The sequence below is a fragment of the Actinomadura formosensis genome (assembly GCF_050948385.1).
Lineage (GTDB): Bacteria > Actinomycetota > Actinomycetes > Streptosporangiales > Streptosporangiaceae > Spirillospora > Spirillospora formosensis.
On the sequence record NZ_CP192011.1, the window covers coordinates 6,062,398 to 6,085,027 of the forward strand.

At 70.7% G+C, this 22,630-nt stretch carries 17 protein-coding genes and 1 other RNA gene; 6 read left to right on the forward strand and 12 right to left on the reverse strand.

Features of this window, described 5'->3' with window-relative positions; translation table 11 throughout:
• Positions 1-18: 18 nt before the first annotated feature.
• Genes ACQP1N_RS28515 through ACQP1N_RS28525 form a run of 3 tightly spaced genes read right to left on the reverse strand, consistent with a single transcriptional unit; the run spans position 19 to position 3,644 of the window.
• Complete coding sequence (locus tag ACQP1N_RS28515; protein ID WP_433227621.1) at positions 19-2,193, reverse strand: hypothetical protein; 2,175 nt, start codon at positions 2,191-2,193, stop codon at positions 19-21.
• A complete protein-coding gene (locus ACQP1N_RS28520; RefSeq protein ID WP_433227622.1) occupies positions 2,193-2,942 on the reverse strand; it encodes a hypothetical protein in 750 nt (249 codons plus the stop codon). The genes ACQP1N_RS28515 and ACQP1N_RS28520 overlap by 1 nt, the downstream gene beginning before the upstream one ends.
• A gap of 45 nt (positions 2,943-2,987) precedes the next feature.
• Positions 2,988-3,644: a Crp/Fnr family transcriptional regulator gene (locus tag ACQP1N_RS28525; protein ID WP_242608610.1), complete on the reverse strand. Its 657-nt coding sequence runs from the start codon at positions 3,642-3,644 to the stop codon at positions 2,988-2,990.
• A 64-nt stretch (positions 3,645-3,708) separates the two neighbouring features.
• On the opposite strand from ACQP1N_RS28525, the gene ACQP1N_RS28530 reads away from it, so the two are divergent.
• The 4 genes from ACQP1N_RS28530 (at position 3,709) to ACQP1N_RS28545 (ending at position 6,149) form a co-directional block, all read left to right on the forward strand.
• The gene (locus ACQP1N_RS28530) at positions 3,709-4,572 is read left to right on the forward strand and encodes a TIGR03619 family F420-dependent LLM class oxidoreductase (protein ID WP_433227623.1); all 864 of its coding nucleotides are present in this window, start codon (positions 3,709-3,711) and stop codon (positions 4,570-4,572) included.
• Between the two features lie 25 nt (positions 4,573-4,597).
• Entirely contained in the window at positions 4,598-5,092 is a 495-nt protein-coding gene (locus tag ACQP1N_RS28535; RefSeq protein ID WP_433227624.1) for a nuclear transport factor 2 family protein, read from the forward strand.
• Positions 5,093-5,210: 118 nt separating this feature from the next.
• Entirely contained in the window at positions 5,211-5,354 is a 144-nt protein-coding gene (locus ACQP1N_RS28540) for a hypothetical protein (RefSeq protein WP_433227625.1), read from the forward strand.
• A gap of 39 nt (positions 5,355-5,393) precedes the next feature.
• Positions 5,394-6,149, forward strand: coding sequence for an SDR family NAD(P)-dependent oxidoreductase (locus tag ACQP1N_RS28545; protein WP_433227626.1), 756 nt, complete (start codon positions 5,394-5,396; stop codon positions 6,147-6,149).
• 251 nt (positions 6,150-6,400) lie between these two features.
• Here the strand turns inward: ACQP1N_RS28545 and ssrA are convergent.
• The 6 genes from ssrA to ftsE all read right to left on the reverse strand — a co-directional run bounded on the left by ssrA (position 6,401) and on the right by ftsE (position 12,518).
• Positions 6,401-6,773: a transfer-messenger RNA gene (ssrA, locus tag ACQP1N_RS28550) on the reverse strand.
• A 310-nt stretch (positions 6,774-7,083) separates the two neighbouring features.
• Positions 7,084-8,997 (reverse strand): penicillin-binding transpeptidase domain-containing protein, encoded by a 1,914-nt coding sequence (locus tag ACQP1N_RS28555; RefSeq protein WP_242608611.1) that lies wholly within the window; start codon positions 8,995-8,997, stop codon positions 7,084-7,086.
• 9 nt (positions 8,998-9,006) lie between these two features.
• On the reverse strand, positions 9,007-9,513 hold the full coding sequence (smpB, locus tag ACQP1N_RS28560) for an SsrA-binding protein SmpB (RefSeq protein ID WP_067797613.1): 507 nt from the start codon (positions 9,511-9,513) through the stop codon (positions 9,007-9,009).
• A gap of 26 nt (positions 9,514-9,539) precedes the next feature.
• A complete protein-coding gene (locus ACQP1N_RS28565) occupies positions 9,540-10,733 on the reverse strand; it encodes a S41 family peptidase (RefSeq protein WP_433227627.1) in 1,194 nt (397 codons plus the stop codon).
• Positions 10,734-10,794: 61 nt separating this feature from the next.
• The gene (ftsX, locus tag ACQP1N_RS28570) at positions 10,795-11,697 is read right to left on the reverse strand and encodes a permease-like cell division protein FtsX (RefSeq protein ID WP_067797620.1); all 903 of its coding nucleotides are present in this window, start codon (positions 11,695-11,697) and stop codon (positions 10,795-10,797) included.
• 131 nt (positions 11,698-11,828) lie between these two features.
• Positions 11,829-12,518: a cell division ATP-binding protein FtsE gene (ftsE, locus tag ACQP1N_RS28575; protein WP_067797622.1), complete on the reverse strand. Its 690-nt coding sequence runs from the start codon at positions 12,516-12,518 to the stop codon at positions 11,829-11,831.
• A gap of 409 nt (positions 12,519-12,927) precedes the next feature.
• Between ftsE and ACQP1N_RS28580 the strand changes: the two genes are divergently transcribed.
• Complete coding sequence (locus ACQP1N_RS28580) at positions 12,928-13,113, forward strand: hypothetical protein (protein WP_067797625.1); 186 nt, start codon at positions 12,928-12,930, stop codon at positions 13,111-13,113.
• Positions 13,114-13,146: 33 nt separating this feature from the next.
• Here ACQP1N_RS28580 and ACQP1N_RS28585 read toward each other — a convergent pair whose 3' ends face one another.
• Positions 13,147-14,205, reverse strand: coding sequence for a hypothetical protein (locus tag ACQP1N_RS28585; RefSeq protein ID WP_433227628.1), 1,059 nt, complete (start codon positions 14,203-14,205; stop codon positions 13,147-13,149).
• A 147-nt stretch (positions 14,206-14,352) separates the two neighbouring features.
• On the opposite strand from ACQP1N_RS28585, the gene prfB reads away from it, so the two are divergent.
• On the forward strand, positions 14,353-15,468 hold the full coding sequence (gene prfB / locus ACQP1N_RS28590; RefSeq protein WP_067797632.1) for a peptide chain release factor 2: 1,116 nt from the start codon (positions 14,353-14,355) through the stop codon (positions 15,466-15,468).
• Between the two features lie 277 nt (positions 15,469-15,745).
• On the opposite strand, the gene ACQP1N_RS28595 is transcribed toward prfB, so the two are convergent.
• Together ACQP1N_RS28595 and ACQP1N_RS28600 are read right to left on the reverse strand one after the other, a co-directional pair.
• Entirely contained in the window at positions 15,746-20,587 is a 4,842-nt protein-coding gene (locus tag ACQP1N_RS28595; protein WP_067797635.1) for an NAD-glutamate dehydrogenase, read from the reverse strand.
• 123 nt (positions 20,588-20,710) lie between these two features.
• A complete protein-coding gene (locus tag ACQP1N_RS28600; RefSeq protein WP_433227629.1) occupies positions 20,711-22,297 on the reverse strand; it encodes a protein kinase domain-containing protein in 1,587 nt (528 codons plus the stop codon).
• Positions 22,298-22,630 lie beyond the last annotated feature (333 nt).

Here is a 22,630-nt window from a genome sequence, read left to right on the forward strand (position 1 = left end):
GGCAAGGCGCCCCCGCGCTCACCCGCCCCCCGCGAGCGTCCGCCGGAGCGACACCCACAGCACCAGCAGCAGCCGCCGCCACTCGGGCATGAGCAGTTCCATCAGGACGTCGTCGCGGACGTCCCGGCGATCCCGGCGGGCGTCCGCCCACCCGCGGACCAGGTCCACCAGCAGGGACCGGTGCGCCGGATCGCCGCCGGCCGCCGTCGCGAACAGCCGGACGATCCCCGGCCGCAGCCCCGGTCGCGCGACGGCCGTGTCCAGCCACAGCCCGGCCACATCGAGGAATGCGTCGCCGACGGTCGCCTTCCCGGTCTCGGCCGCGACCGCGACGCACCACGCGGGCGCGCACACCGCGGGCCGGACCGCGGCGGGGCCGGTCAGCGTCACCGCGAGCCCGTCGGCGTCCCGTTCGGCGGCCAGGCGCAGGAACAGCGACGTCGCCAGTTCCGCCCGGGGCATCGCCTCACCGTACGGACGGCCGTCGGCGTTGCCCGCCCAGGCCAGCGCCGCGCCGAGCACCGCGCCGCGATGGTGGCGCGCCATCTCCAGCGCGGCCTCCAGCGCCACCGGGCGCAGCCGCTCGCCGCCACCTCGCGCGAAGTAGCCGATCCAGTCCAGCACGTCCCGCGGATACGGCCCGCCGTGCGCGGGCCCGCCCGGCAGCAGGTCGAGCAGCAGCCACAGCCCCGCCTGCGCCCGCCGGAGCCCGTCCTGCTCCGCTCTCAGCCGCGGGGCCGTCCGGCACCACTCCGCGGCGGCGGCGGCGACCTCCCGCGGATGGATCCCGGCCAGTGCGCGCGCGACGTCCAGCACCTCGTCCCGCACCTGCTCGTTGCCGTGGGTCACCAGGTGCTTCAGCCGGGTCAGCGCGATCGTCACGTGGGTCTCGCCGAGCACCTCGCAGACCCGCGCCACCGTCAGCTTCAGCGTCTGCGGCGCATACCGGAGCCTGGACCACTCGTAGAGCATTCTGCGCACCCGGCCCCCGACCAGCGGGTGCAGGCAGGTTCGCGCCAGTGCGACGTAGGCCAGGTCGGCCTCCCCGTTCCCGGCCCACGCCTCGGCCATCCGCACGATCTTCTCCACCGCCCCGTGCTCGGCGGCGAGGTCGGCGAACACCTCGACGAGCTTGCGCCGCAGCCCCGGATCGAGGACCACGACGCCGTCGGTGGGCAGCGACGACAGCCACGACAGCAGATCGCCCCGGGCGAGCGGGTAGTCGTCCCAGACGTGCCGCAGCACCGAGGCCGCGTACCCGGGCCGGCGGAACACGAGCCGGCCGTCCTCCCGCTCCGCGCCCAGCAGGCCGAGCAGCCCCGGGGACGGGCACCACACCAGGCCGCCGCCCTCGATCCTGATCCCCAGCTCCCGGGCCAGCGAGAGCGCGGCGCCGTAGACGCTGGTCTCATCGGCCGGCGCGATCGTCGCGGCCGCGATGAACAGGCTCTGATCCCGCAGTTCCCGGTGCTCGGTGAACCAGCCGCGCAGTTCCTCCTTCCAGCCGAGGTAGGCCCGCTCGACCTCGCGCGGGATACCGATCTCCGTGACGAGGTCGGCGAGGCGGCGGGCGTCTCCCGGCGACGCCTCCTTCAGCAGCTCCACGGCACGCGGCCAGTCCGGCCAGTGCGTACCGCCGAGACCGAGCCGCTCCAGCCGGCGCCGGTAGACGGCGTCCGCGGGCGGCGGCTGCACCCGGATCGCCGGGAGGAACCCGGCGAACCGGCGCTGCTCCGCCTCGGTGCCCACGACCAGGAGGAAGCCCCCGGACGTGCGGACCGCCTCCAGGCAGGACCGCAGCCGCGACTCCTCCTCGTCGGCCGCGCGGATCAGGTAACCGTGCTCCGCTCCCGAGATCTCCTCCACATCGTCCTCGCCGGTGGAGAACAGGCGGATCGGCAGGCGCGGCCGCAGCTCCCGCAGTGCCGCGATCGCCGTGGTCGTGACACCGGCGCCCGCGGGCCCGGCGAGCGCCACGACACGGTCGCGCTGGAGGACGTTCATGATCACGTCGTGGTTGCGGGCGGGCACGTAGCCCGCCGCGCGGTCGTCGATCTCACCGCGGGACAGGACCATCGACGGACGGGCGCGCACGAAGCTGAGCTGGTTGAGGACCAGGTCGCGGGAGACCGTGTTGCCGAACGCGTTCTGGGAGCCGTCCCCGGTGATCGTGACGTCGTCGATCGCCGTCATCACCCCTCCTGCCGGAAGTCGCCGCCGACGGTGTTGCCGAACGCGTTCCGGGAGCCGTCTCCGCTGATCGTGATGCCGCTGATGGACGTCCCGGGCACCGGAGGCGGAGGCCCCTCGCCGTCTTTCGCCACCATCCCGGCACCGTCCCCCCGCCCCTTCCCGGAGGGAACCGGCACGTAGAGGTAGGCGGGCTTGTCGTAGCTCTTCACCTGGACCTTCACCTCGGTGAACTGGCTCTCCCTGAGACCGCTCCGCCCGCCCGCCACATAGGCGGTGAACAGCTCCGAGGACAGCAGCAGGGCCGCGAAGGTCACCTCGGGATCGCTCTGCTCAAGGGCGTCGCGCAGCGGCCGGCTGTCGAGAAGCCGGCAGGCGTCGATGACGGCCGTGGAGATGCCGGGCGCGTCGGGGCGTTCGTCGTCCACCAGCCCCACGTGCAGCGCGACCCGCAGCCGGAGCCGCAGCCCCCGCGCCCGCAGCCGCGGGGCGCTCTCGGCCAGCGCGTCCTGGAGGCACCGTGGGAAGGGGTCGATGAGCGCGGGCACCGCCTTGTGCGGGAGGACGGCGAGGACACCGTCCCCGGTGCTCTCCATGAATCGGACGTTCTCCCAGGTGTCACCGAGACCGCCGGCCGCGCAGGCCGCCGCGAGGACGCGCCGGATCTCCAGGTGGACGTCGGTCAAGTCGGCATCACGGTGGGCGCTGAACTTCTCGGCATCGACGACGAGAACGGCGCGGAACTCTTCCATGGGCCACAACCCTGGAGGATGACCGCGCCACGGCACTGTCAGATATCAGACAGATCCGCGGCCCGATGCGGCCAATGCGCGCAGCCGGGGAGGGTCGGTGATCACCGTACGCCCGCGCTCCGTCGAGACGACGCCCAGCTCACGAAGGTGCGCCAGCTCGGCCGCGACGACACCGCGGGACAGGCCGACGGCCTGGCCGATCTCCAGCTGACCGAGCCCCACGTCCAGCGGGCCGTCTCCGCCCGGCACGGCGAGCCGCAGCAGCGCCCGGACGACGCGGGGCCCGGCGGGCAGCGCCGCCGTCTCGGCTCGCCACGCCTCCCCCTCACGCAGCCGCCGCATCGCGCGCCGCAGCAGCTCCGTCTCCGCCCCGGACGAACGCAGCAGCGCGCGGAAACGGTCCGCGGCCAGCACCCGGGTGACGCACGCATCGACCGCGATGACCGTCGCGGACCGGTCCTCGCCGCCCAGCACCGCGATCTCGCCGAGAAGTTCCCCCGGCCCGCGCACGGCGAGGAGCAGCACCTCACCGTCCGGAAGAGTGAGCAGCGCCTTCACCCTGCCCGCCATCAGGAGAAGGACGTACTGCGGCGGATCGCCCTGGCGCAGCAGGACGTCGCCCGCGCGGAACCGCCGCTCCACACCTGCCGCGACGAGCGGCTCCCACGTCCGCACCGAGACACCGACGGGATCCGGGATCACCCGCCCATCATGCTCCCCACCCACCACCTGGCACAAAACTGAAACGCGTTCTACCATCTCGGCCATGAGGTTCACCTACGCCGAGGCCATGACCGACCCGTCGTTCTACGCGCCGCTGGCCAGGGCCGCCGAGGACGCCGGGTACGCGAGCATGTCCATCGCCGACTCGCTCGTCTACCCGAAGGAGTCGGACTCGGCCTACCCGTACACCCAGGACGGCGGCCGGGAGTTCCTTGAGGACAAGCCCTTCATCGAGCCCTTCACCCTGATCGCGGCCCTGGGCGCGGTGACCGCCAGGATCCGCTTCACGCCGTTCGTCCTCAAACTCCCCGTACGCCCGCCCGTCCTGGTCGCAAAGCAGGCGACCTCCGTCGCGGCCCTGACCAACGGCAGGCTCGGCCTCGGCGTCGGCATCAGCCCCTGGCCCGAGGACTTCCAGGTGATGGGCGTCCCGTGGGAACGGCGCGGCAAGCGCATGGACGAGGCGATCGACATCGTCCGCGGCCTCAGCACCGGCGAGTACTTCGAGTTCCACGGCGAGTTCTTCGACGTCCCGGCCATCAAGATGACCCCGGCACACCCCTTCCCGATCCTCGTCGGCGGGCACAGCGAGCCGGCCCTGCGCCGCGCCGTCGTCCGCGGGGACGGCTGGATGCACGCCGGCGGCGGCGATCTGGACGCACTCCTGACCAGGCTGAACAACATCCGGGAACAGGAAGGCAAGGCCGCCGCCCCCTTCGAGGTCCACGTGATCTCCATGGACGCCTACACACCCGACGGCGTGAAGCGCCTGGCGGACAAAGGCGTCACCGACGTGATCGTCGGCTTCCGGACGCCCTACGCCAAGGGCCCCGACACCGAACCCCTCGCCAAGAAAATCGAGCACCTGGAGCGCTTCGCCGAGACGGTGATCACCAAGGCCCAGTAAACGAGAACACGTTACAATTTGCCTCATGGACGCGATCAGCTGGAACGCTCCCGACGCGGACCATCCGGCCCGCCGTGCCGCCCGAGCCTCCATGACCGCCGTGGCCGAAGGCCGCAAGGACGACTGGCTGAACCTCTTCACCGAGGACGCCCTGGTGGAGGACCCTGTGGGCCCGTCCTTCCTGGACCCCTCCGGCAACGGTCACCGGGGCCCGGAAGCCATCGGGGCCTTCTGGGACGGCTTCATCTCCGCCATCGCCGGCTTCCACTTCACGATCGCCGGCTCCTTCGCCAACGGCCCCTGCTGCGCGAACGTAACGACGATCACCACGACCACCCCCGACGGCTCCACCATGACGATCGACTGCGTCCTGATCTACACGGTGAACGAAGAGGGCCGAATCACCTCCCTGAGAGCCCACTGGGAACCCGACCGGGCCCTGAAGACCCTCACACCCCCACCGCACGGTGAACCACAGGCCCAGCCGGGAGGGAATGCGGCGAACACGACGAAAGAGTGACGGCCCGCGCTCCCCGCCGAGTGCGATGCCGGCCACCGAGAGGCGCCGTTTTTGTGATCACAAGAACACATAACGCGACCATCCCCGGGTACGGTCCGCCCTCTTGGGAGGAGATGAGGTGATCAGAACAGCCGAGGTCCTGGCGGTGCTCGCCGCAGCCCTCGGGTGCCTCACCGTCCTCGCGACCCCGCACGTCCACCGCCCCGCAGACGCCTCGCCGACCATCCCGGCCGTCTCCTTTCCCGCGGGACGGCCCGCCTGAGAGCGTCTGCGTCGCAGGACCCACGGAAGGAAGCGACTCATGAGTTCTCTCGGCCTGCAAGGCAAGTCGGCCATCGTCACCGGGGGCGCCAGCGGCATCGGCGGCGCCATCACGAAACTGTTCGTCGCACGCGGCGCCCGGGTCGTCGTCGTCGACCTGCAGCAGGAGGCCGGGGAGGCGCTCGCCCGCGAACTGGGCGACGCCGTGGTCTTCCTGCCCGGCGACGTCTCGGACCGGGCCATCGCCGACCTCGCCGTCGCGACGGCCGTCGAACACTTCGGGACGCTCGACGTCCTGGTGAACAACGCGAGCGCGTCGCGCCAGAAGCCGTTCGAGGAGCAGACGGACGACGACTGGAGCCTCGCCATGGACACCAGCCTGTACGCCACCCGCAACTTCATGCTCGCCGCTCTCCCGGAACTGAGGAAGACGGGCAACGCGTCGATCATCAACTTCGGCTCCGGCGCCGGGCTCGACGGCCAGCCCAACCAGGCGTCCTACGCGGCGGCGAAGGAGGCCATCCGCGGCCTGAGCCGAGTCGTGGCCAACGAGTGGGCACCGCTCAACATCCGCGTCAACGTGGTCTGCCCCATGGCCCTGACGGCCGGCGTGGTCCAGTGGGCCGAGGCACGCCCCGAACAGTACGCGCAGTCCGCCGCCAAGGTACCCCTGGGCCGCTTCGGCGACCCCGATCGGGACGTCGCCCCGATCGTCGCCTTCCTCGCGAGTGACGACGCCCAGTACATGACCGGACAGACCCTCATGGCCGACGGCGGAGCAATCAAGCTTCGCTAACGCATCCCTCCGGGATCGGCCACCCATCCACACATGAAAAAGGAGCGACCACCCGCACATCTCGCGGACAGCCACTCCTAGACGTTCCTCACAACCGCACCCCGCACCAACCCGCACGGTGACGACAAGCCCAGCCGGGAGGGGGCGTGGGGGCGGAGCCCCCACACCGGGGGTCTGGGGGTCGCCCCCCAGGCAAGCACGGCGAAGGAGTGGCGGCCCACGCTTTCCGTGGGCACACCACTCCCAACTCCGAGTGGAGGTGGCGGGAATCGAACCCGCGTCCTTCGGTGATGGGTCAGGGCTTCTCCGGGTGCAGCCTGCTTGGCGTTTTCTCAGTCCCGGCGCTCACGCAGGCGTGTCGCCGACGGGCTCAGTCGCTGTTCGGTTTCCCTACAGGCCCCGCGACCGGGCTTGCAGGTGGAGTCTCCTTACGATGCCAGGCCCCGGGTCGGAGACGCTCCCGGGCTGACAGAGTTCGCTCCTCGCTCAGGCGGCGAGGGCGAACTCGGACTGCTTCTTGTTGGCAGTTATTGGTTTGCTGTCACAGGATTTACGAGGTCACGACAGCAACCCTCGACCCGCTTCCCCTGGCTCGAACGACCGAAGTCGAAGCCGGTCACCCCCATGTTCAGTTGTCAAAGCGGGCGTCCAGGACGTCCGCACGATGACGTTACAAGAATAACGCGTGGAGGGGCAACGTAATTCCCGTCTGCACGCGTGAACCCCGGTGGGCGCGTGCAATGTCGCGCCCACCGGGGTCGACCGGCAGGGTCGGGCCGGTCCGGACGGCAGAGCCTCCCCCGAGACGAGGCTCTGGTCTCATCACGGCGACTGAGTCCCGCAACCCCCCAAGCGGGTGGCTCAGTCACCCGTAAAGACGCCGGGGAGCGGCGGGTTGGTTGCGCTCCGGCCGTAAAGAGCTGACAAAGCCGGGTCAGGCGTGGCCGGTCAGGAACCGGGCGGCGAGTTTGGCGGTGTTGACGGGGCCTTCGACGGCGATGGCGAAGGCACGGTCGCCGCTGGAGCCGACGAACCAGGAGACGGGCTTCTTGCCGTTGCCGCCTTCCACGAGGGCGGCGACGCCGACGACGTCGCCGGAGACGCGGGCGGCGTGGGCGTTGCCTTGGGTGGCGGTGCGGGTGAGGACCTTCTTGAGGCTCGCGATGGATTCGGGCGGCAGGCTCAGCGGCGGGGGCGTCTGGCCGGGCGCGGTGACGTCCTTGAGGACGTACGGGGGCCGCCAGGTGCCGCTCTGCGCGGCGGCGGCCACCAGGGCCATGGTGAGGGGGCTCACCTCGACCTTTCCTTCGCCGACCATGGCGGCGGCCTTCTCGCCGTCGTCGCCGGGAGCGGGTACCGACCCGGTGAAGGCGGGGATGGACAGCCCCCAGTCCTTGCCGATCCCGAACTGCGCCGCCTGGCGGACGAGTGCCTGCCCGTCCAGCTTGCCTCCCAGCTGCGCGAGGGTCGTCTTGCAGGACCCGGCGAACGCGTTGGCGAAGCTGGTTTCCCCGCGGGCCTGGCTGGTGAACGTCTTGCCGCCGACGGTGACGCTGGCGGGACAGGTCGTCTCGGTGGCCTGGTTCATCCCCCCTTGGGAGAACAGCGCCTCCGCGGACACGATCCCGAACGTCATGCCGGGCTGGTAGCGGCCCTCGAACGCGCGGTTCTCGCCGTTCGTCCCACGGTTGGACACGGCGAGCACCTGGCCGGTGCTCGGCTGCACCACCACCATCGACGCCGGATACTGCAGTCCCTGGAGTGCGAAGTCGGTGCGCCTCTGGTAGGCGGGGTCGAGGGTGGTCTGGACGTCCTGCGGCGGCTGGCCCGGCCAGGACCGCAGCTCCTCGCTGTTCGCGCCGGACTCGTCCTGCGCCACGACGCGGACGGTGGGCGTGCCGGCGAGGCGGCGCTGCTGGAGCAGCTGGATGCCGCTGACGCCGATCGTGTCGCCCGGCTGGTAGGGCGCGCCGACCTGCTGCAGCCGGTCGGCGGTGGCGGGGCCGAGATGGCCGATCAGCTCGGGCGCGTACGCGGGCGCGATCGGCGCCTTGATCTCGTCGAACCGCAGCCCGGGAATGGCGCTGAGCCGCCGGAGGAGCGCGTTGTGCGTGGGCACCTGGAGGGTGAGCAGCGGCAGGAACGTCTGCGGCGGGGCGGACCGGACGCGGCCGAGGAGGCGTTCGGAGTCCAGCCGGCGGCCGCCGTCCATCTTGGTCTGCTTGGAGAGCTCCTCCAGCGTCTTCTCCGGGTCGGAGAGCTGCCCGGGGTACACGCCGACGTTGTAGGCGCGGACCTCGCTCAGCACGGGGCGCCCCTGCGCGTCGGTGATCGGGGCGCGCTTGGGCACCTCGGTCACGACGGCGAGCCGCTGTCCCGGCTTCAGCTTCGTGTTGATGATGGTCTGGTTCCAGACGATCTTCCACGTGCCGCCGACGCGCCGCAGGTGCATCAGCCCGGGATACTCCCACGGCTGGCCGTTCTCACCGAGGTCGATCTTGACGGTGAAGCGCGCGTCGGCCTCGTCGCCCTTCTTGACGATCTGGTCGACGTCGCTGCCCTCCACCTCGGTGCCGAGGGACAGCCGCAGCGACGCGGCGTCGAGTTGCTGGCGGACGCGGCTGAGGGCGTCGGCGACCCGCACCCTGTCCGCGCCGACCGTCCCGCGGGCGGCGGCCTTGTAGTTGCCGACCTGCCAGGCGATCAGGAAGTCGCGGACGGCGGGCATCGCCGACTGCTCGGCCCAGCATCCCGTGGTCATGGTCCCGACCAGGGCGGCGCAGGCGGTCATCGCCACCGCCCGGCGCGGCGTCCCGTGCGGCCCCCGCCTCCGGCCTCGGTTCGTCATCGACACCCTTCACCGTCTCCTGAACCGGGCCGCCGCCGCCTTCTGCATCTCCCGCTCGGCTTCCCGCTTGGCGATGGCCTGGCGCTTGTCGTAGGACTTCTTACCACGGGCGAGGCCGATCTCGACCTTGGCCTTCCCGTCCTTGAAGTACAGGGAGAGCGGGATCAGCGTCCAGCCGGGTTCCTCCGACTTCGCGATGATCTTCTGAATCTCGCGCTTGTGCAACAGCAGCTTGCGGCGCCGGCGGGGCGCGTGGTTCGTCCAGGTGCCCTGCGCGTACTCGGGGATGTGGATGTTCTCCAGCCACACCTCGCCGTCCCTCACGTGCGCATAGCCGTCGGCGAGGGATGCGCGTCCGGCGCGCAGCGCCTTCACCTCGGTGCCCATGAGCACCATGCCCGCCTCCCACGTGTCGTCGATGTGGTAGTCGTAGCGGGCTCGCTTGTTCTGGGCGATGAGCCTGCGCCCAGCGTCCTTCTTCCCTGTGTCCTTCTTGCGCCCGGTGTCCCGTGCCACGTCACTCAGTCCTTGTCCGGCCGTCGTCAGTCTGTGCCCGGCATCGTCGCGTGCAGGCCGTGCAGCACCGTCCGGGCGCGCCGCTCGGCCACGTCGGGCGGCCGGTCGGCCGACACCGCCACGTCGGGCTCGATCCCGACCCCGTCAAGGTCGCGGCCGCCGGGGGTGCGATAGCGGCCGACGGTCAGTTCGATGACGGACCCGTCGGCGAGCGTGATCGGTTCCTGGACCGAGCCCTTGCCGTACGTACGCGATCCTACGATCACCGCGCGGTCGCGGTCGCGCAGGGAGCCCGCGACGATCTCCGCGGCACTGGCGGTGCCGGCGTCGACGAGCACCACCAGCGGGGTCTTCGCGTCGCCGGGCGCGCTGACCGTGCGCCGCTGGACGGGCCTGCCGCGCGGCTCGTACGTCACGACGGGGCCGCCGGGCAGGAACGCCGACGCCGTCTCGACCGCCTCGTCCAGCAGCCCGCCGGGATTGCCGCGCAGGTCGAGCAGGACGCCGCCGGTGGGCCGCCCGGACGGCGTCCGCCCGGTCACGGCGTCGCGGACGTCCCGTCCCGTCCCGCGGGTGAAGGCGCCGACGCGGATGAGGCACGCGTGCTCCGGAAGATCGGTCACCGTGACATTTCCTCCAGGAACCGGTGCGCGGACGAGATGGAACCGTTTGGTTCGACGGTCGCGCCGCACGGTTAGTTCGACGGTGTCGCGCGGACGTCCGCGTAGCGCCTCGGCGACCCGCGAGATGTCCCAGCCGTCCACGGACGTGGTCCCTACGGCGGTGACGACGTCCCCGGCCCGGACGCCGGCGCGCGCGGCGGGCGTGCCCGGCTGGACGCTGGCGACCAGCACGCGGGAGCCGCCGTCGCCGCCGAGCCACAGCCCGACACCGCTGTACCGTCCGGTCAGGCGCCCCTCGGCGTCGTCGAACTCGCGGGCCGAGTAGTAGTGCGCCCACCTGTCGCCGAGGCCGCGCAGCATGCCCTCGATGGCGGCGCGGTCGAGTTCGCCGCGGTCGACCGGCGTCGCGGCGCGCCCGCGGATCTGCGCGGCGGCCTCGTCCAGCACCGAGCCGCCGCCCGCGACGGCCGTGTGCCGCTGCGAGCCCGAGCCGCTCACGACGCCGGCGCCGTACGCGCAGACGATCGCCGCCGCGACGGCGGTCCCGCGCAGCGCGTGCCCCGGCCGCCTCCTCAGCGGCGGCACGGACCGGAACATGCGGCAAGTGTAGGGCCGCCGGACGGACCGGTTCCGGCGTCTCGCCCTCGCCCGGACGGCATCAGATCTTCAGGTATCTGCGCAATGTCAGGAACGACGAGGCGGCACAGAGCAGGACACCGAAGGAGATCGACACGATGATGACGGCGATCACCTTGCCCCAGCCGAGCTGGCTGACGAGCTGGACGTCCCCCGCCAATCTGTCGACCAGCAGTTTCTTGCTGAACACCAGCAGGATGGAGGCGAACAGGCCGCCGATCAGGCCCGCGATGGCGCCTTCCAGGATGAACGGCATCTGGATGTAGGTGTTGGACGCGCCGACCAGCCGCATGATGCCGGTCTCCCGGCGCCGGTTGAACGCCGACAGCCGGACGGTGTTGCCGACCAGCATCACCGCCGCGATCACCTGGATCAGCGCGATCGTCAGCGCGGCCACCTGCAGGCCGTTCAGGATCCGGAAGAACCGCTTCAGGATCTCCTGCTCGTTGATGACCGTGTCGACGCCGGGCTGGAGCATCGCCTGCGCGACCGCCTTGTACTCCTCCGGGTTCTTCAGCTTGACCCGGAACGAGTCGGGGATGTCGCCCTCACGGGTGCTCTCCACGAAGCCGGGCGAGCCGGAGAAGCGGTCCTTGAACCGCTCGTACGCCTGCTGCTTGTTCTCGTACTCGACGTGGGAGACCTGCGGCATCTTGTCCAGGGTCGCCTTGAGCGTCTGCCGCTGCTGGTCGGTGACGTCCTGCTTCTGGCAGCTGGGGTTGGAGCTCGTCTTGGTGCACAGGAAGACCGAGACCTCGATCTTGTCGTACCAGTAGCTCTTGGAGGCGTCGACCTGCTGTCGCAGGAGCAGCCCGGTGCCGAAGAGCGCCATGGCGATGGCGACGGTGATGACGAGGGAAATCGTCATCGTCATGTTCCGGCGGAGACCGATCCAGATCTCCTGGAGAACGAACTGTACGCGCATGCCTCGCTGTCCTTGATCGCCTTTGGTCCGCCCCCGGCTCCGGGCGGCCTCGTGGGGAAACACGGCCCGATGCGGGCGGCCCCCGCCTCCGGGCCCTCATGCGCCCCGGCGGGAATCGATGGTTCAGATGGTCAGTACGCCTGGCCGTACACGCCGCGGGACTGGTCGCGGACGATCCTGCCGTCCTCCAGTTCGACGACGCGCTTGCGGAACGCGTCGACGATAGCGGCATCGTGGGTGGCCATGACGACGGTGGTGCCGGTCCGGTTGATGCGGTCGAGCACCTTCATGATGCCGATCGAGGTGGCGGGGTCGATGTTCCCCGTGGGCTCGTCCGCCAGCAGGATCATCGGCCGGTTGACGAACGCCCGCGCGATCGCGACGCGCTGCTGCTCGCCGCCGGACAGCTCGTCCGGCATCCGGTGGGCCTTGCCCTCCAGGCCGACGAGGTCGATGACCTCCGGGACGACCTTGCCGATGAAGCGCCGCGGCTTGCCGATCACCTCAAGGGCGAACGCGACGTTCTCGAAGACGTTCTTGTTGGGCAGGAGGCGGAAGTCCTGGAAGACGCAGCCGATCCTGCGGCGCAGGTGCGGCACCTTCCAGTTGCTCAGCTTGCTCAGGTCCTTGCCCGCCACGTGCACGTGACCCTGGGAAGGACGCTCCTCCTTCAGGACGAGGCGCAGGAAGGTCGACTTACCGGAGCCGGACGGGCCCACCAGGAACAGGAACTCGCCCTTCTCGATGGCGACGTTCACATGCTGCAGGGCGGGCCGGTTCTGGCTCGGGTAGACCTTGGTGACGTTGTCGAAATGGATCACGGCTGCATCACGGCGGTTCGCTGTAGGGGTTGGGAAGCGGCCCGGCCCGCGGCCACGGACGCATCCGTGAGCACTTGCCTGCGCCGCCCGGCTTCACGACCGGGTGGGACGCGGAGCCTTCGAGCAGTGTAGAGGGGACGGGGAACTACCTCGTCCCACTCGGCGCGGTAGGGGCGTTCGGGGGCATCACTCGGCTCGACCTGTGTGTTCGTTCCGATCAGTGCCATGTGAACCGTCTCCCGACGTCCGGCCGTTTCGTACCTTCCGGCTCCCGGACTTGCCGGAACGACCATACAGTCCGGCTACGCTGGATGACGGCGAAAGATACCTAATAAGTGACGGACACCGTAGAAGCGGACGCTTCCTCGCACGGACCCACGTGCCGACCACGGAGATTGGGGCCCCCGACATGAGCTGCGAACATCTGATCTGCGCTCGGTGCTCGAACCCGGTGGTCGAGGGGCGCTGCCCCACCTGCCGGGAGGCCCGGTCCGAGCTGCACCGGCACGGCCCGGTCGTCCCTCCGGCGCTGGTCCTCGCGGCGCTCGTCGCCCTGCTGTTCGTCGCCCTCGTGCTGCGCCGCGTCTACGGCTAGCGACAATGCCGGCCGGCCAGGGCCTCGTGAGCGTCAGGGCTTCTTGAGCGGCGGTGTGGCGGCCTTCGTGACGGCGCCCTCATCGGCGATCATGTGCGCCTTCGGCTGCGGTTCGCCCTGCTTCGCCTTCGGCGGGTCGAACGCGGCGAAATGCAGGGTCGCGGTCGTGTCGACCTCGTTGCCCTCGACCGTCCCGTCCAGCAGGTGCTCGGCGTCCTCGGGGATCTCCGGCTCGGGGGTGCCGGAGTCCTTGGCGATGAGCGAGGTGTTGCGGAACAGCGAGTAGACGACCAGCCCGCCGCCGCCCTTCGCCCGCAGCCCGAAGTAGGGGAACGGCGTCGCCGTGTAGACCACCTGAAGCGTGAGGTCCTTCTTCTTCGCCTTCTTCTTCTCGCGCCTGGCGTCCTGGTAGAAGCCGGTCGTCACGGCGTTGGACTTCATCACCTTGGCGGCGACGCTGCCGTCGCCCTCCGCCGCGATCGTCGCCTGGATGCCGCCGACGTCGCGGGGACGGATCAGGACGGACGGGTCGTTCGTGCTCAACGCGGTCGCGTACCCGTCGGCGTCGATCGCGACCTTCGGCTCCTTGGTCTTCTCCTGAAGGAACGTCGCGAGCGTGAGCTTCCAGTGGTCGGAGCGCCCGCGCAAGATGAACGCCATCAGCGCCCTGCGCTCGCTCTTGGGCTTGCCCAGAACGGAACGGTCGACGGACACCACGAACCACTGCGGGTAGGCGGCGTCCTTCAACCTCGGCACGTACAGCTCGGGTTTGCCGTAGACAAAACGCCGCACGGGGTCGCCGTCGTAGGCGGCCTTGCGGAACTCGGCGGCGGTGAGCTGGGACTGGCCGTCGGACGTCCACGTCAACGCGAGCCGCTCGTCGCCGGCGGCGCGGGCCACGTCCTCGTCGGTGACATAGGTCTGGAACGCGCGCGCCGCGACGTCCGGGGTCAGCGGCACCGGCGCCGGCGGGGACGTCTGGGGCACGGCGACGGTGGGCCGCGCCTCCGTCTCGCCCTCGGCGCAGCCCGCGACCGTGAGCGCCAGGATGAGCGGCACCCCGGCCGCGATCACCCGCAGGAACCTGTGCAAGACCCGTCCCCCGGACCGAACTCCGTGCCGGCCGTCGTCGGCCGACCTCCTCGGCCCGTGATTCTGCCACCGACATGATATTGGTCCCGCCCCCGGGCGGCGCCCGCGACGCGGTGAGCACTGCCGGGACGACGATAAGCTCGGACCGTGGCAGGCATCGAACCCGAAGAGCAGCTCAAGGAGCTCGGCGCGACACTGACCGGCATCGAGCAGGTGCTGGACCTCGACAGCATGCGGCGCGACATCGCCGAGCTGCGCGAGCAGTCCGCCGACCCTGACCTGTGGAGCGACCAGGAGCGCGCCCAGTCGGTGACGCGCCGGCTGTCGCACCTCGAAAGCGAGCTGGGCAGGGTGGAGGGCCTGCGGCAGCGGCTCGACGACGTCGCCACGCTGTACGAGCTGGCCCAGGAGATGGACGACGCCGACACGCGCACGGAGGCCGACGGCGAGCTCGCTTCGCTGCACAAGGCCGTCCAGCAGCTCGAAGTGCGCACGCTCATGTCGGGCGAGTACGACGCCCGGGAGGCGCTGGTCACCATCAACGCGCAGGCCGGCGGGGTGGACGCGGCCGACTGGGCCGAGCAGCTCCAGCGGATGTACCTGCGCTGGGCCGAGCGGCACGGCTACCCCACGGAGGTCTACGAGACGTCCTACGCCGAAGAGGCCGGCATCAAGTCGACGACGTTCACGGTGAAGGCCCCCTACGCGTACGGGACGCTGCGCGGCGAGCACGGGACGCACCGGCTGGTGCGGATCTCCCCGTTCGACAACCAGGGCCGCCGGCAGACGTCGTTCGCGGGCCTGGACATCGTTCCCGTGGTGGAGCAGAGCGACCACGTCGACATCGACGAGAACGACCTGCGGGTGGACGTCTACCGGTCGTCCGGTCCGGGCGGGCAGGGCGTCAACACCACCGACTCGGCGGTGCGGATCACGCACATCCCGACCGGGATCGTGGTGTCCTGCCAGAACGAGCGCAGCCAGTTGCAGAACAAGGCCACGGCGATGAACGTCCTGCAGGCCAAGCTGCTGGAGCGCAAGCGGCAGGAGGACGCGGACAAGCTCTCCGAGCTGCGCGGCGACACCACCACGAGCTGGGGCACGCAGATCCGCAACTACGTGCTGCACCCGTACCAGATCGTGAAGGACCTGCGCACCGGCGTCGAGGCCGGCAACCCGTCCGCGGTCCTGGACGGTGAGATCGACGAGTTCATCGAGGCCGAGATCCGCTGGATGCGCCAGCAGGAGCAGGAGCCGGCCTGATCCGGCTGCCGCCGGGAAGGACGAAGGCGTACTTCACCCCGAAACGGGCAGGTTGGGTGAGCGAACCGCGACGGCGGGTACCGCAGACCGTGGCCGTCCACGGTCCTTGATCTCGCCGGGTGCCGGGTGGTCCCGCTCCTCTGACCGCTGCAGCAGAATCGACCCGGCATCCGGCGACCTACCCCTCCGCACTGCCTCTCTCCGCACTGCCTCGGGCGGCCGCTGAAAAGCGTGCCGCCCGCCCCGGAGCGGGGCGGGCGGCACGGCATGACACGTCCTAGCCTTCGCTGGAAGGCAGGGAACTGGTGGTCACCAGGGTGCGGATCGCGCCCAGGGCGACCGAAAGGGTGGCCAGGTCGAAGCTGTCGCTCTCCCAGATCTCACTCAGGGTCTGCTGCGCGCGCTGGACGGCCGTCTTGTTCTTCTCCGCCCAGTGGATCAGGCGTTCCTCCGGCTGAGCACCCGGTTCGCTGGTGATGAGGACGTCCCGGGTGAGGGCGGAGTGCGCCGCGTACAGGTCGTCGCGGAGCGCGGAGCGGGCCATCGAGCGCCACTTGTCGTCACGCGGCAGCGAGATGATGCGTTCCCGCAGCCGGGACAGCTGGAGACGGTCCGCGAGGTCGAAGTAGACCTCGGCGACCTCCTCCACCGGACGTCCCGTGTCGTGCGCGACGCCGACCAGGTCGAACGTGGAGTAGGCGGGGACGAACGCGGCGCACTGCTCGGCCAGCTCGCTCGGCACCCCCAGTTCGGCGAAGCCGTCACGGCGCTGCTCGAACGCGGCGAGGTCCAGCCCGGCCAGCAGCTTCGGCACCTGCGCGCCGAGCGTCACGGCGCCGCCGCTGAAGAAGTCGATGCTCTCCCGGATGTCGAACGGGGGACGCCGGTTGTGCAGCAGCCAGCGGGCGCCGCGCTCGGTCAGCTTGCGCGCCTCCAGCAGCATCGCGATCTGCGTGGACTCCGTCACCTGGTGGGAGAGACCCTCCACCGCCCGCCAGAACCGCGGCATCTCGAACACGTCGCGCGCGACCAGGTAGGCGCGGGCGATGTCGGACGAGGACGCGCCGGTCTCCTCGTTCATCCGGAACACGAACGTGGAGCCGCTGGCGTTGACCACGTCGTTCACCACCGCCGTCGTGATGATCTCGCGGCGGAGCGGGTGCCGGTCCATGTGCGGGCGGAACCGCTCGCGCAGCGGCGTCGGGAAGTAGTCGACCAGCCACGACTCCAGGTAGGGGTCGTCGGGGAGGTCGGACGTGACGATCTCGGCGTCCAGGGCGAGCTTGGCGTAGGCGAGCAGGACGGAGAACTCGGGGCCGGTCAGCCCGAGCCCGGACTGCCGCCGTTCCGCGAGCGCCTTGTCGTCCGGCAGGAACTCCAGGCGCCGCTTCAACCGGCCGTCGCGTTCCAGCTTGCGCATGTACCGGGCGTGGACGTGCAGCATCGCGGGCGCCTGCGCGCGGGCCGCGGCGAGCACCGCGTTCTGCGCGTAGTTGTCGCGCAGGACGAGCCGGGCCACCTCGTCGGTCATCTCGTAGAGCAGGCCGTCGCGCTGCTTGCCGGTCAGCTCGCCGTCCCGCACCACCTGGTCGAGCAGGATCTTGATGTTGACCTCGTGGTCGGAGGTGTCGACACCGGCGGAGTTGTCGATGAAGTCGGTGTTGATGATCCCGCCGCCGCGTGCGAACTCGATGCGGCCGAGCTGGGTCACGCCGAGGTTGCCGCCCTCGCCGACGACCTTGCAGCGCAGCTCGGAGCCGTCCACCCGGACCGGGTCGTTGGCCTTGTCGCCGACGTCGGCGTTGTTCTCGATGAACGACTTGACGTAGGTGCCGATGCCGCCGTTCCACAGCAGGTCGACGGGCGCCTTGAGGATGGCCCGGATCAGCTCGTACGGGGTGAGCGTCTTCACCCCGTCCCCGATGCCGAGCGCCTCCCGGATCTGCGGGGTGATCTGGATCGACTTGACGGTGCGCGGGAAGACGCCGCCACCCTTGGAGATCAGCGCGGTGTCGTAGTCGGCCCAGCTGCTGCGCGGCAGCTCGAACAGGCGGCGGCGTTCGGCGAACGAGGCGGCCGCGTCGGGGTCGGGGTCGATGAAGATGTGCCGGTGGTCGAACGCGGCGACGAGCCGGATGTGCTCCGACAGGAGCATCCCGTTGCCGAACACGTCCCCGGACATGTCGCCGATGCCGACGACCGTGAAGTCCTCGTTCTGGACGTCGACGCCGAGCGAGCGGAAGTGGTACTTGACCGACTCCCAGGCGCCGCGTGCGGTGATGCCCATCGCCTTGTGGTCGTAGCCGACGGACCCGCCGGAGGCGAACGCGTCGCCGAGCCAGAATCCGTACTCGGCGGCGACGCCGTTGGCGATGTCGGAGAACGTCGCGGTGCCCTTGTCGGCCGCGACGACCATGTAGGTGTCGTCGCCGTCGTGGCGGACGACGTTCGGCGGCGGGACGACCTTGCCGTCCACGAGGTTGTCGGTGAGGTCGAGCAGGCCGGAGATGAAGTCCTTGTAGCAGGCGATTCCGGCCCGCTGCCACGCCTCGCGGTCGACGGACGGGTCGGGTAGCTGCTTGCCGACGAAGCCGCCCTTCGCGCCGGCCGGGACGATGACGGTGTTCTTCACCGCCTGCGCCTTGACCAGGCCGAGGATCTCGGTGCGGAAGTCCTCGCGCCGGTCGGACCAGCGGAGCCCGCCGCGCGCCACCGACCCGAACCGCAGGTGCACGCCCTCGACCTTCGGCGAGTACACGAAGACCTCGTACACGGGCTTCGGCTGCGGCAGGTCGGGGATGCGTTCCGGGGCGAACTTCATCGCCAGGTACGGCTTGCCCTGGTAGTGGTTCGTGCGCAGGGTCGCCTGGACCAGCGCCAGGTAGGCGCGGAGTATGCGGTCCTCGTCGAGGCTGGCGACGTCGTCGAGCTTGCCCTGGATCTCCTCGGTGATCCCGGCGCTGCGCTCCTCCTCGCCACCCTGGATGGACGGGTCGAGGCGGCTCTCCCACAGCCGGATCATCAGCCGGGTGAGGGCCGCGTTGCGCAGCAGCACCTGCTCGATGTACCGCTTGGAGAACGTCGTGCCGATCTGCCGCAGGTACAGGGCGTAGGCGCGCAGGATCATCGCCTCGCGCCAGTTGAGGCCGACGTGCAGGACGAGCGCGTTGAACCCGTCGTTCTCGATCTCGCCGCGCCACAGCGCCATGAACGCGTCCTGGAAGAGGTCCTTGATGGCCTCTTCGGGGACGTCCTCCGGCGGGACGTACCGCAGCCCGAGATCGTAGATCCAGAACCGGCGCTCGTCGTTGGCGCGGATCTCGTACGGGCGCTCGTCGACCACCTCGACGCCCATGTTCTGCAGCAGCGGCAGGACGCGCGACAGCGAGATCGGATCGCCCAGCCGGTAGATCTTCAGCCGCCGCTCGCCGGGCTCGGCGCTGTACGGCTCGTACAGGTTGATCGAGGTGTCCTCGCCGCCGGACAGCTCGTCGAGGCGGCGCAGGTCGGCGACCGCGGTGCGGGCCGGGAAGTCGGCCTTGTACCCCTCCGGGAACGCCTCCCCGAACACGCCGCCGAGCGTCCGGGACCGTTCCTCCCCGCACTGCTCGACGATCGCCTCGGCGAGGTCGTCCTCCCAGGATCGGGTGGCGTTCGCGAGCCGGTCCTCCAGCTCGGACACGTCCACGTCCGGTAGCGGACGGCCGCGCTCGCCGCGGACGACGACGTGCAGCCGGGCCAGTATCGACTCGGTGACGTTCGCGCTGTAGTCGACGCTGACGCCCTCGAACGCCTCCTTCAGCAGCCCCTGGATGCGCAGCCGGACCTTGGTGGTGTAGCGGTCGCGCGGCAGGTAGACCATGCACGACATGTAGCGTCCGTACAGGTCCTTGCGGAGGAACAGCTTCAGCTGGCGGCGCTCGCGCAGCCGCAGCACGCCGAGCGAGATCTTCAGCAGGTCGTCCACCGAGATCTGGAACAGCTCGTCGCGCGGGTAGCTCTCCAGGATCTCGATGAGGTCCTGGCCGTCGTAGCTGTCGGGGGTGAAGCCGGCGCGCTCCAGCACCTCCTCCAGCTTGCGCTTCAGGACGGGCACGTGCGCGATCGAGGCGCTGTAGGCGACGTGCGTGAACAGGCCGAGGAACCGGCGCTCGCCGATGACCTCGCCGGACTCGTCGAACTTCTTCACCCCGATGTAGTCGAGGTAGAGGGGGCGGTGGACGGTGGAGCGGGAGTTCGCCTTCGTGAGCACCAGCAGGTGCTTCTCCGTCGCCCGCTCGCGGACCTCCGGCGGCAGCGCGGCGAAGCTGTCGGACTCGCGCTTGTCGCTGCGCAGGATGCCGAGGCCGGTGCCCGGTTCGGGACGCAGCGCGGCACCGTCGTCGATCAGCGTGTAGTCCCGGTAGCCGAGGAACGTGAAGTGCCCGTCGGCCAGCCAGTCGAGCAGCTCGACGCCTTCGGCGAGCTCCTTGTCCGGCAGCGGCGGCCGATGCTCCCGGATCGCGGCGGCGATCTCACCGGCGCGAGCGCGCATCTTCGGCTCGTCCTCCACGGCGACCCTGACGTCCTGCAGAACGCGCACGAGGTCCTTCTCCAGCGCTTCCAGGACGGCCTTGTCGCTGGTGCGGTCCACCTCGATGTGGATCCAGGACTCGTCGACGTCGGTGCCGCTGTCGAGCTTGTGGCGGAACGCCTTCAGGTGGCCCGCGACGTCGCGGTCCACACCGAGCAGCGGGTGGACGATCATGTGCGTGGTCAGCTGGTGCCGGGTCAGCTCCGCCGTCACCGAGTCGACCAGGAACGGCATGTCGTCGGTCACGACCTGCACGACCGTGTGGCCGGGGTCCCAGCCGTACTCCTCCAGCGTGGGGGTGAAGACGCGCACCTTCGGGCGTCCCTGCGGCCGCTCCTCGCCGAGCGCCCGGTGCGCCATCGCGGGGCCGCAGATGTCCGCCGGGCTCCGGGCCAGCAGGTCCTCGTGGGCGACCTGCCGGTAGTACAGGCGGAGGTAGTCGAAGACCTCCGCCGTGTCCCCGCCGCGGGCCCCCGGACGCTGTGCGCACGTCTCAGCGGCCCGCCTGAGCAGGTCGTCCTTCGCTTGATCGAGCATGCCGCTCATGCAACAACTCCCTTGAGACCTTCGCCACCTCTTTGTGGCGCCGCTCACTGCACGACCTTAGCCGGGGAATACCGCAAAGCGGCCCCGCTCTACGGAGCCGTAAACGTGGCCTGCGCCACCCTGTCAGCCGGTGCCGCCGCCGGCGCCCCCGCTCCCCGTCCCGGAGCCGGGCGGCGGGTTGGACGGGTCGGGCGGCGGGTTGGACGGGTCGGGCGGGGTGTCACTGGGCTTCGTCGTCGGCTTCGTGGTCGCCGGATCGGTCGGAACGCCGGTGGGCGTGGGCGTGCCGGACGGCGACGGGCTCTCGGTGGGCGTGGGCGTGCCGGACGGGGCCGGCCCGCGGGAGGGGGCGGTGGTCTGCTGCACGGGCCGGTGCGTCGTCGGCCGCGCCGTGCTCGGCTCGACGCTCAACGCGGGCGACGCGCTCGGGTCGCTGACCTTCTGGCCGGCCTTGCCCTTGTCGCCGGGGCTGAGCACCAGCACGGACGAGACCACCACGATCGCGACGAACAGCGCGGCGGCTCCGGCCAGCAGCGCGGACCGTCCGGACCCGGCGAGGGTGCGCCGCAGGCCGCCACCGCCGGCGCCGCCCGCGACGAGATCGCGGGGCAGCGTGGTGTCGGCGCCCCATCCGGCCGGTGCGGCCGGCCCGTCGCCCCCCGGGTCGGTGCCGTCCGGGGCCGCGCTGTGGAAGGCCGCCGCCGCCGCGGGCGCCTCCGGGTCCCGGAAGACGGCCTCGTCGGCCGGGTCGGCGGCATCATCGAAGACGGGGTCGTCGCCGAACACGGGGTCGGGGTCGAAGACGTCCTCGCCCTCGGCGGCCTCGGCGGCCAGCACGGACCCGGCGGCCAGCATCGCGGTCTCGTCGGTGGCGCCGGACCGGGCGGCGGGACGTCCGGCCGCCTCCTCGTGCCCGAGCAGCCGCATCAGCACCTGCCGCGCGCCGGGCCGCCGCTCCGGGTCCTTCTCCAGGCAGTCGAGCACCAGTTCGCGCAGCGCGCCGTCGAGGTCGCCGAGGTCCGGCTCCTCGTGCAGGATCCGGTTGATCACCGCGGGGATGGTGTCCTGCCCGAACGGGGCCTGCCCGGTCGCCGCGAACACCAGTGTCGCGGCCCAGCAGAACACGTCCGCGGGCGTGCCGACCTCGTCGCCGCTGATCTGCTCGGGCGCCATGTAGGACGGGGTGCCGATCACCCGGCTGGTGAGCGTGGTGGCGCCGCTGATCGCGCGGGCGACGCCGAAGTCGATGACGCGCGGGCCGTCCGGGCCGATCAGCACGTTGTGCGGCTTGAAGTCACGGTGGACGATCTTCGCCTGGTGGATCGCCGCGAGGGCCGTCGCGGTGCCGACCGCGAGCCGGTCCAGCGCCGCGCCGCCGAGCGGGCCGTCCGCCTGGACCTGCTGGTTCAGCGACGGTCCGGGCACGTACTCGCTGACGATGTAGGGGCGGTCGCCGGTCGCGTCCGCGTCGATCACCTGGGCCGTGCAGAACGGCGCGACCTGCTTGGCGACCTCCAGCTCCCGCAGGAACCGGGCGAGCGCCTTGTCGTCCGACGTCAGCTCGGCGTGCAGCAGCTTGATCGCGACCTGCCGGCCGTCCTCGGCCACGCCGAGGAACACCGTGCCCTGCCCGCCCTCGCCCACCCGGCCGATCAGGGCGTACGACCCCAGCCGATCCAGGTCACCGGACCGCAGCGCCCCAACCTCCATGCGTGGAACCGTCCCTCTCTCGATCGACGGGCCGTGCCCCCCAGCCCGGATCACCCCTTCGAGTATGTGACGCCCGAAACCCGAGGGAAGTTCACCCGATCCTGCGACTCTACGACGCGATCTAGCAGGAGAACTACCCTAATACCAGCGCTTCTCACAGCGGTACGGCCGAGTAGGGTGTCGCCGAAGAGGAACTGACCGCATGGCAACGTCCGGCGGACGCCGCGCCCGCACCGGACGCCGCGCCCGCACCCGCTGATCTTTCCGCGTTCTCGGTACGATGAGGCCGTCTTCACCCTTACGATGTCACGATCCGTTGCCAACAGGGAGCCC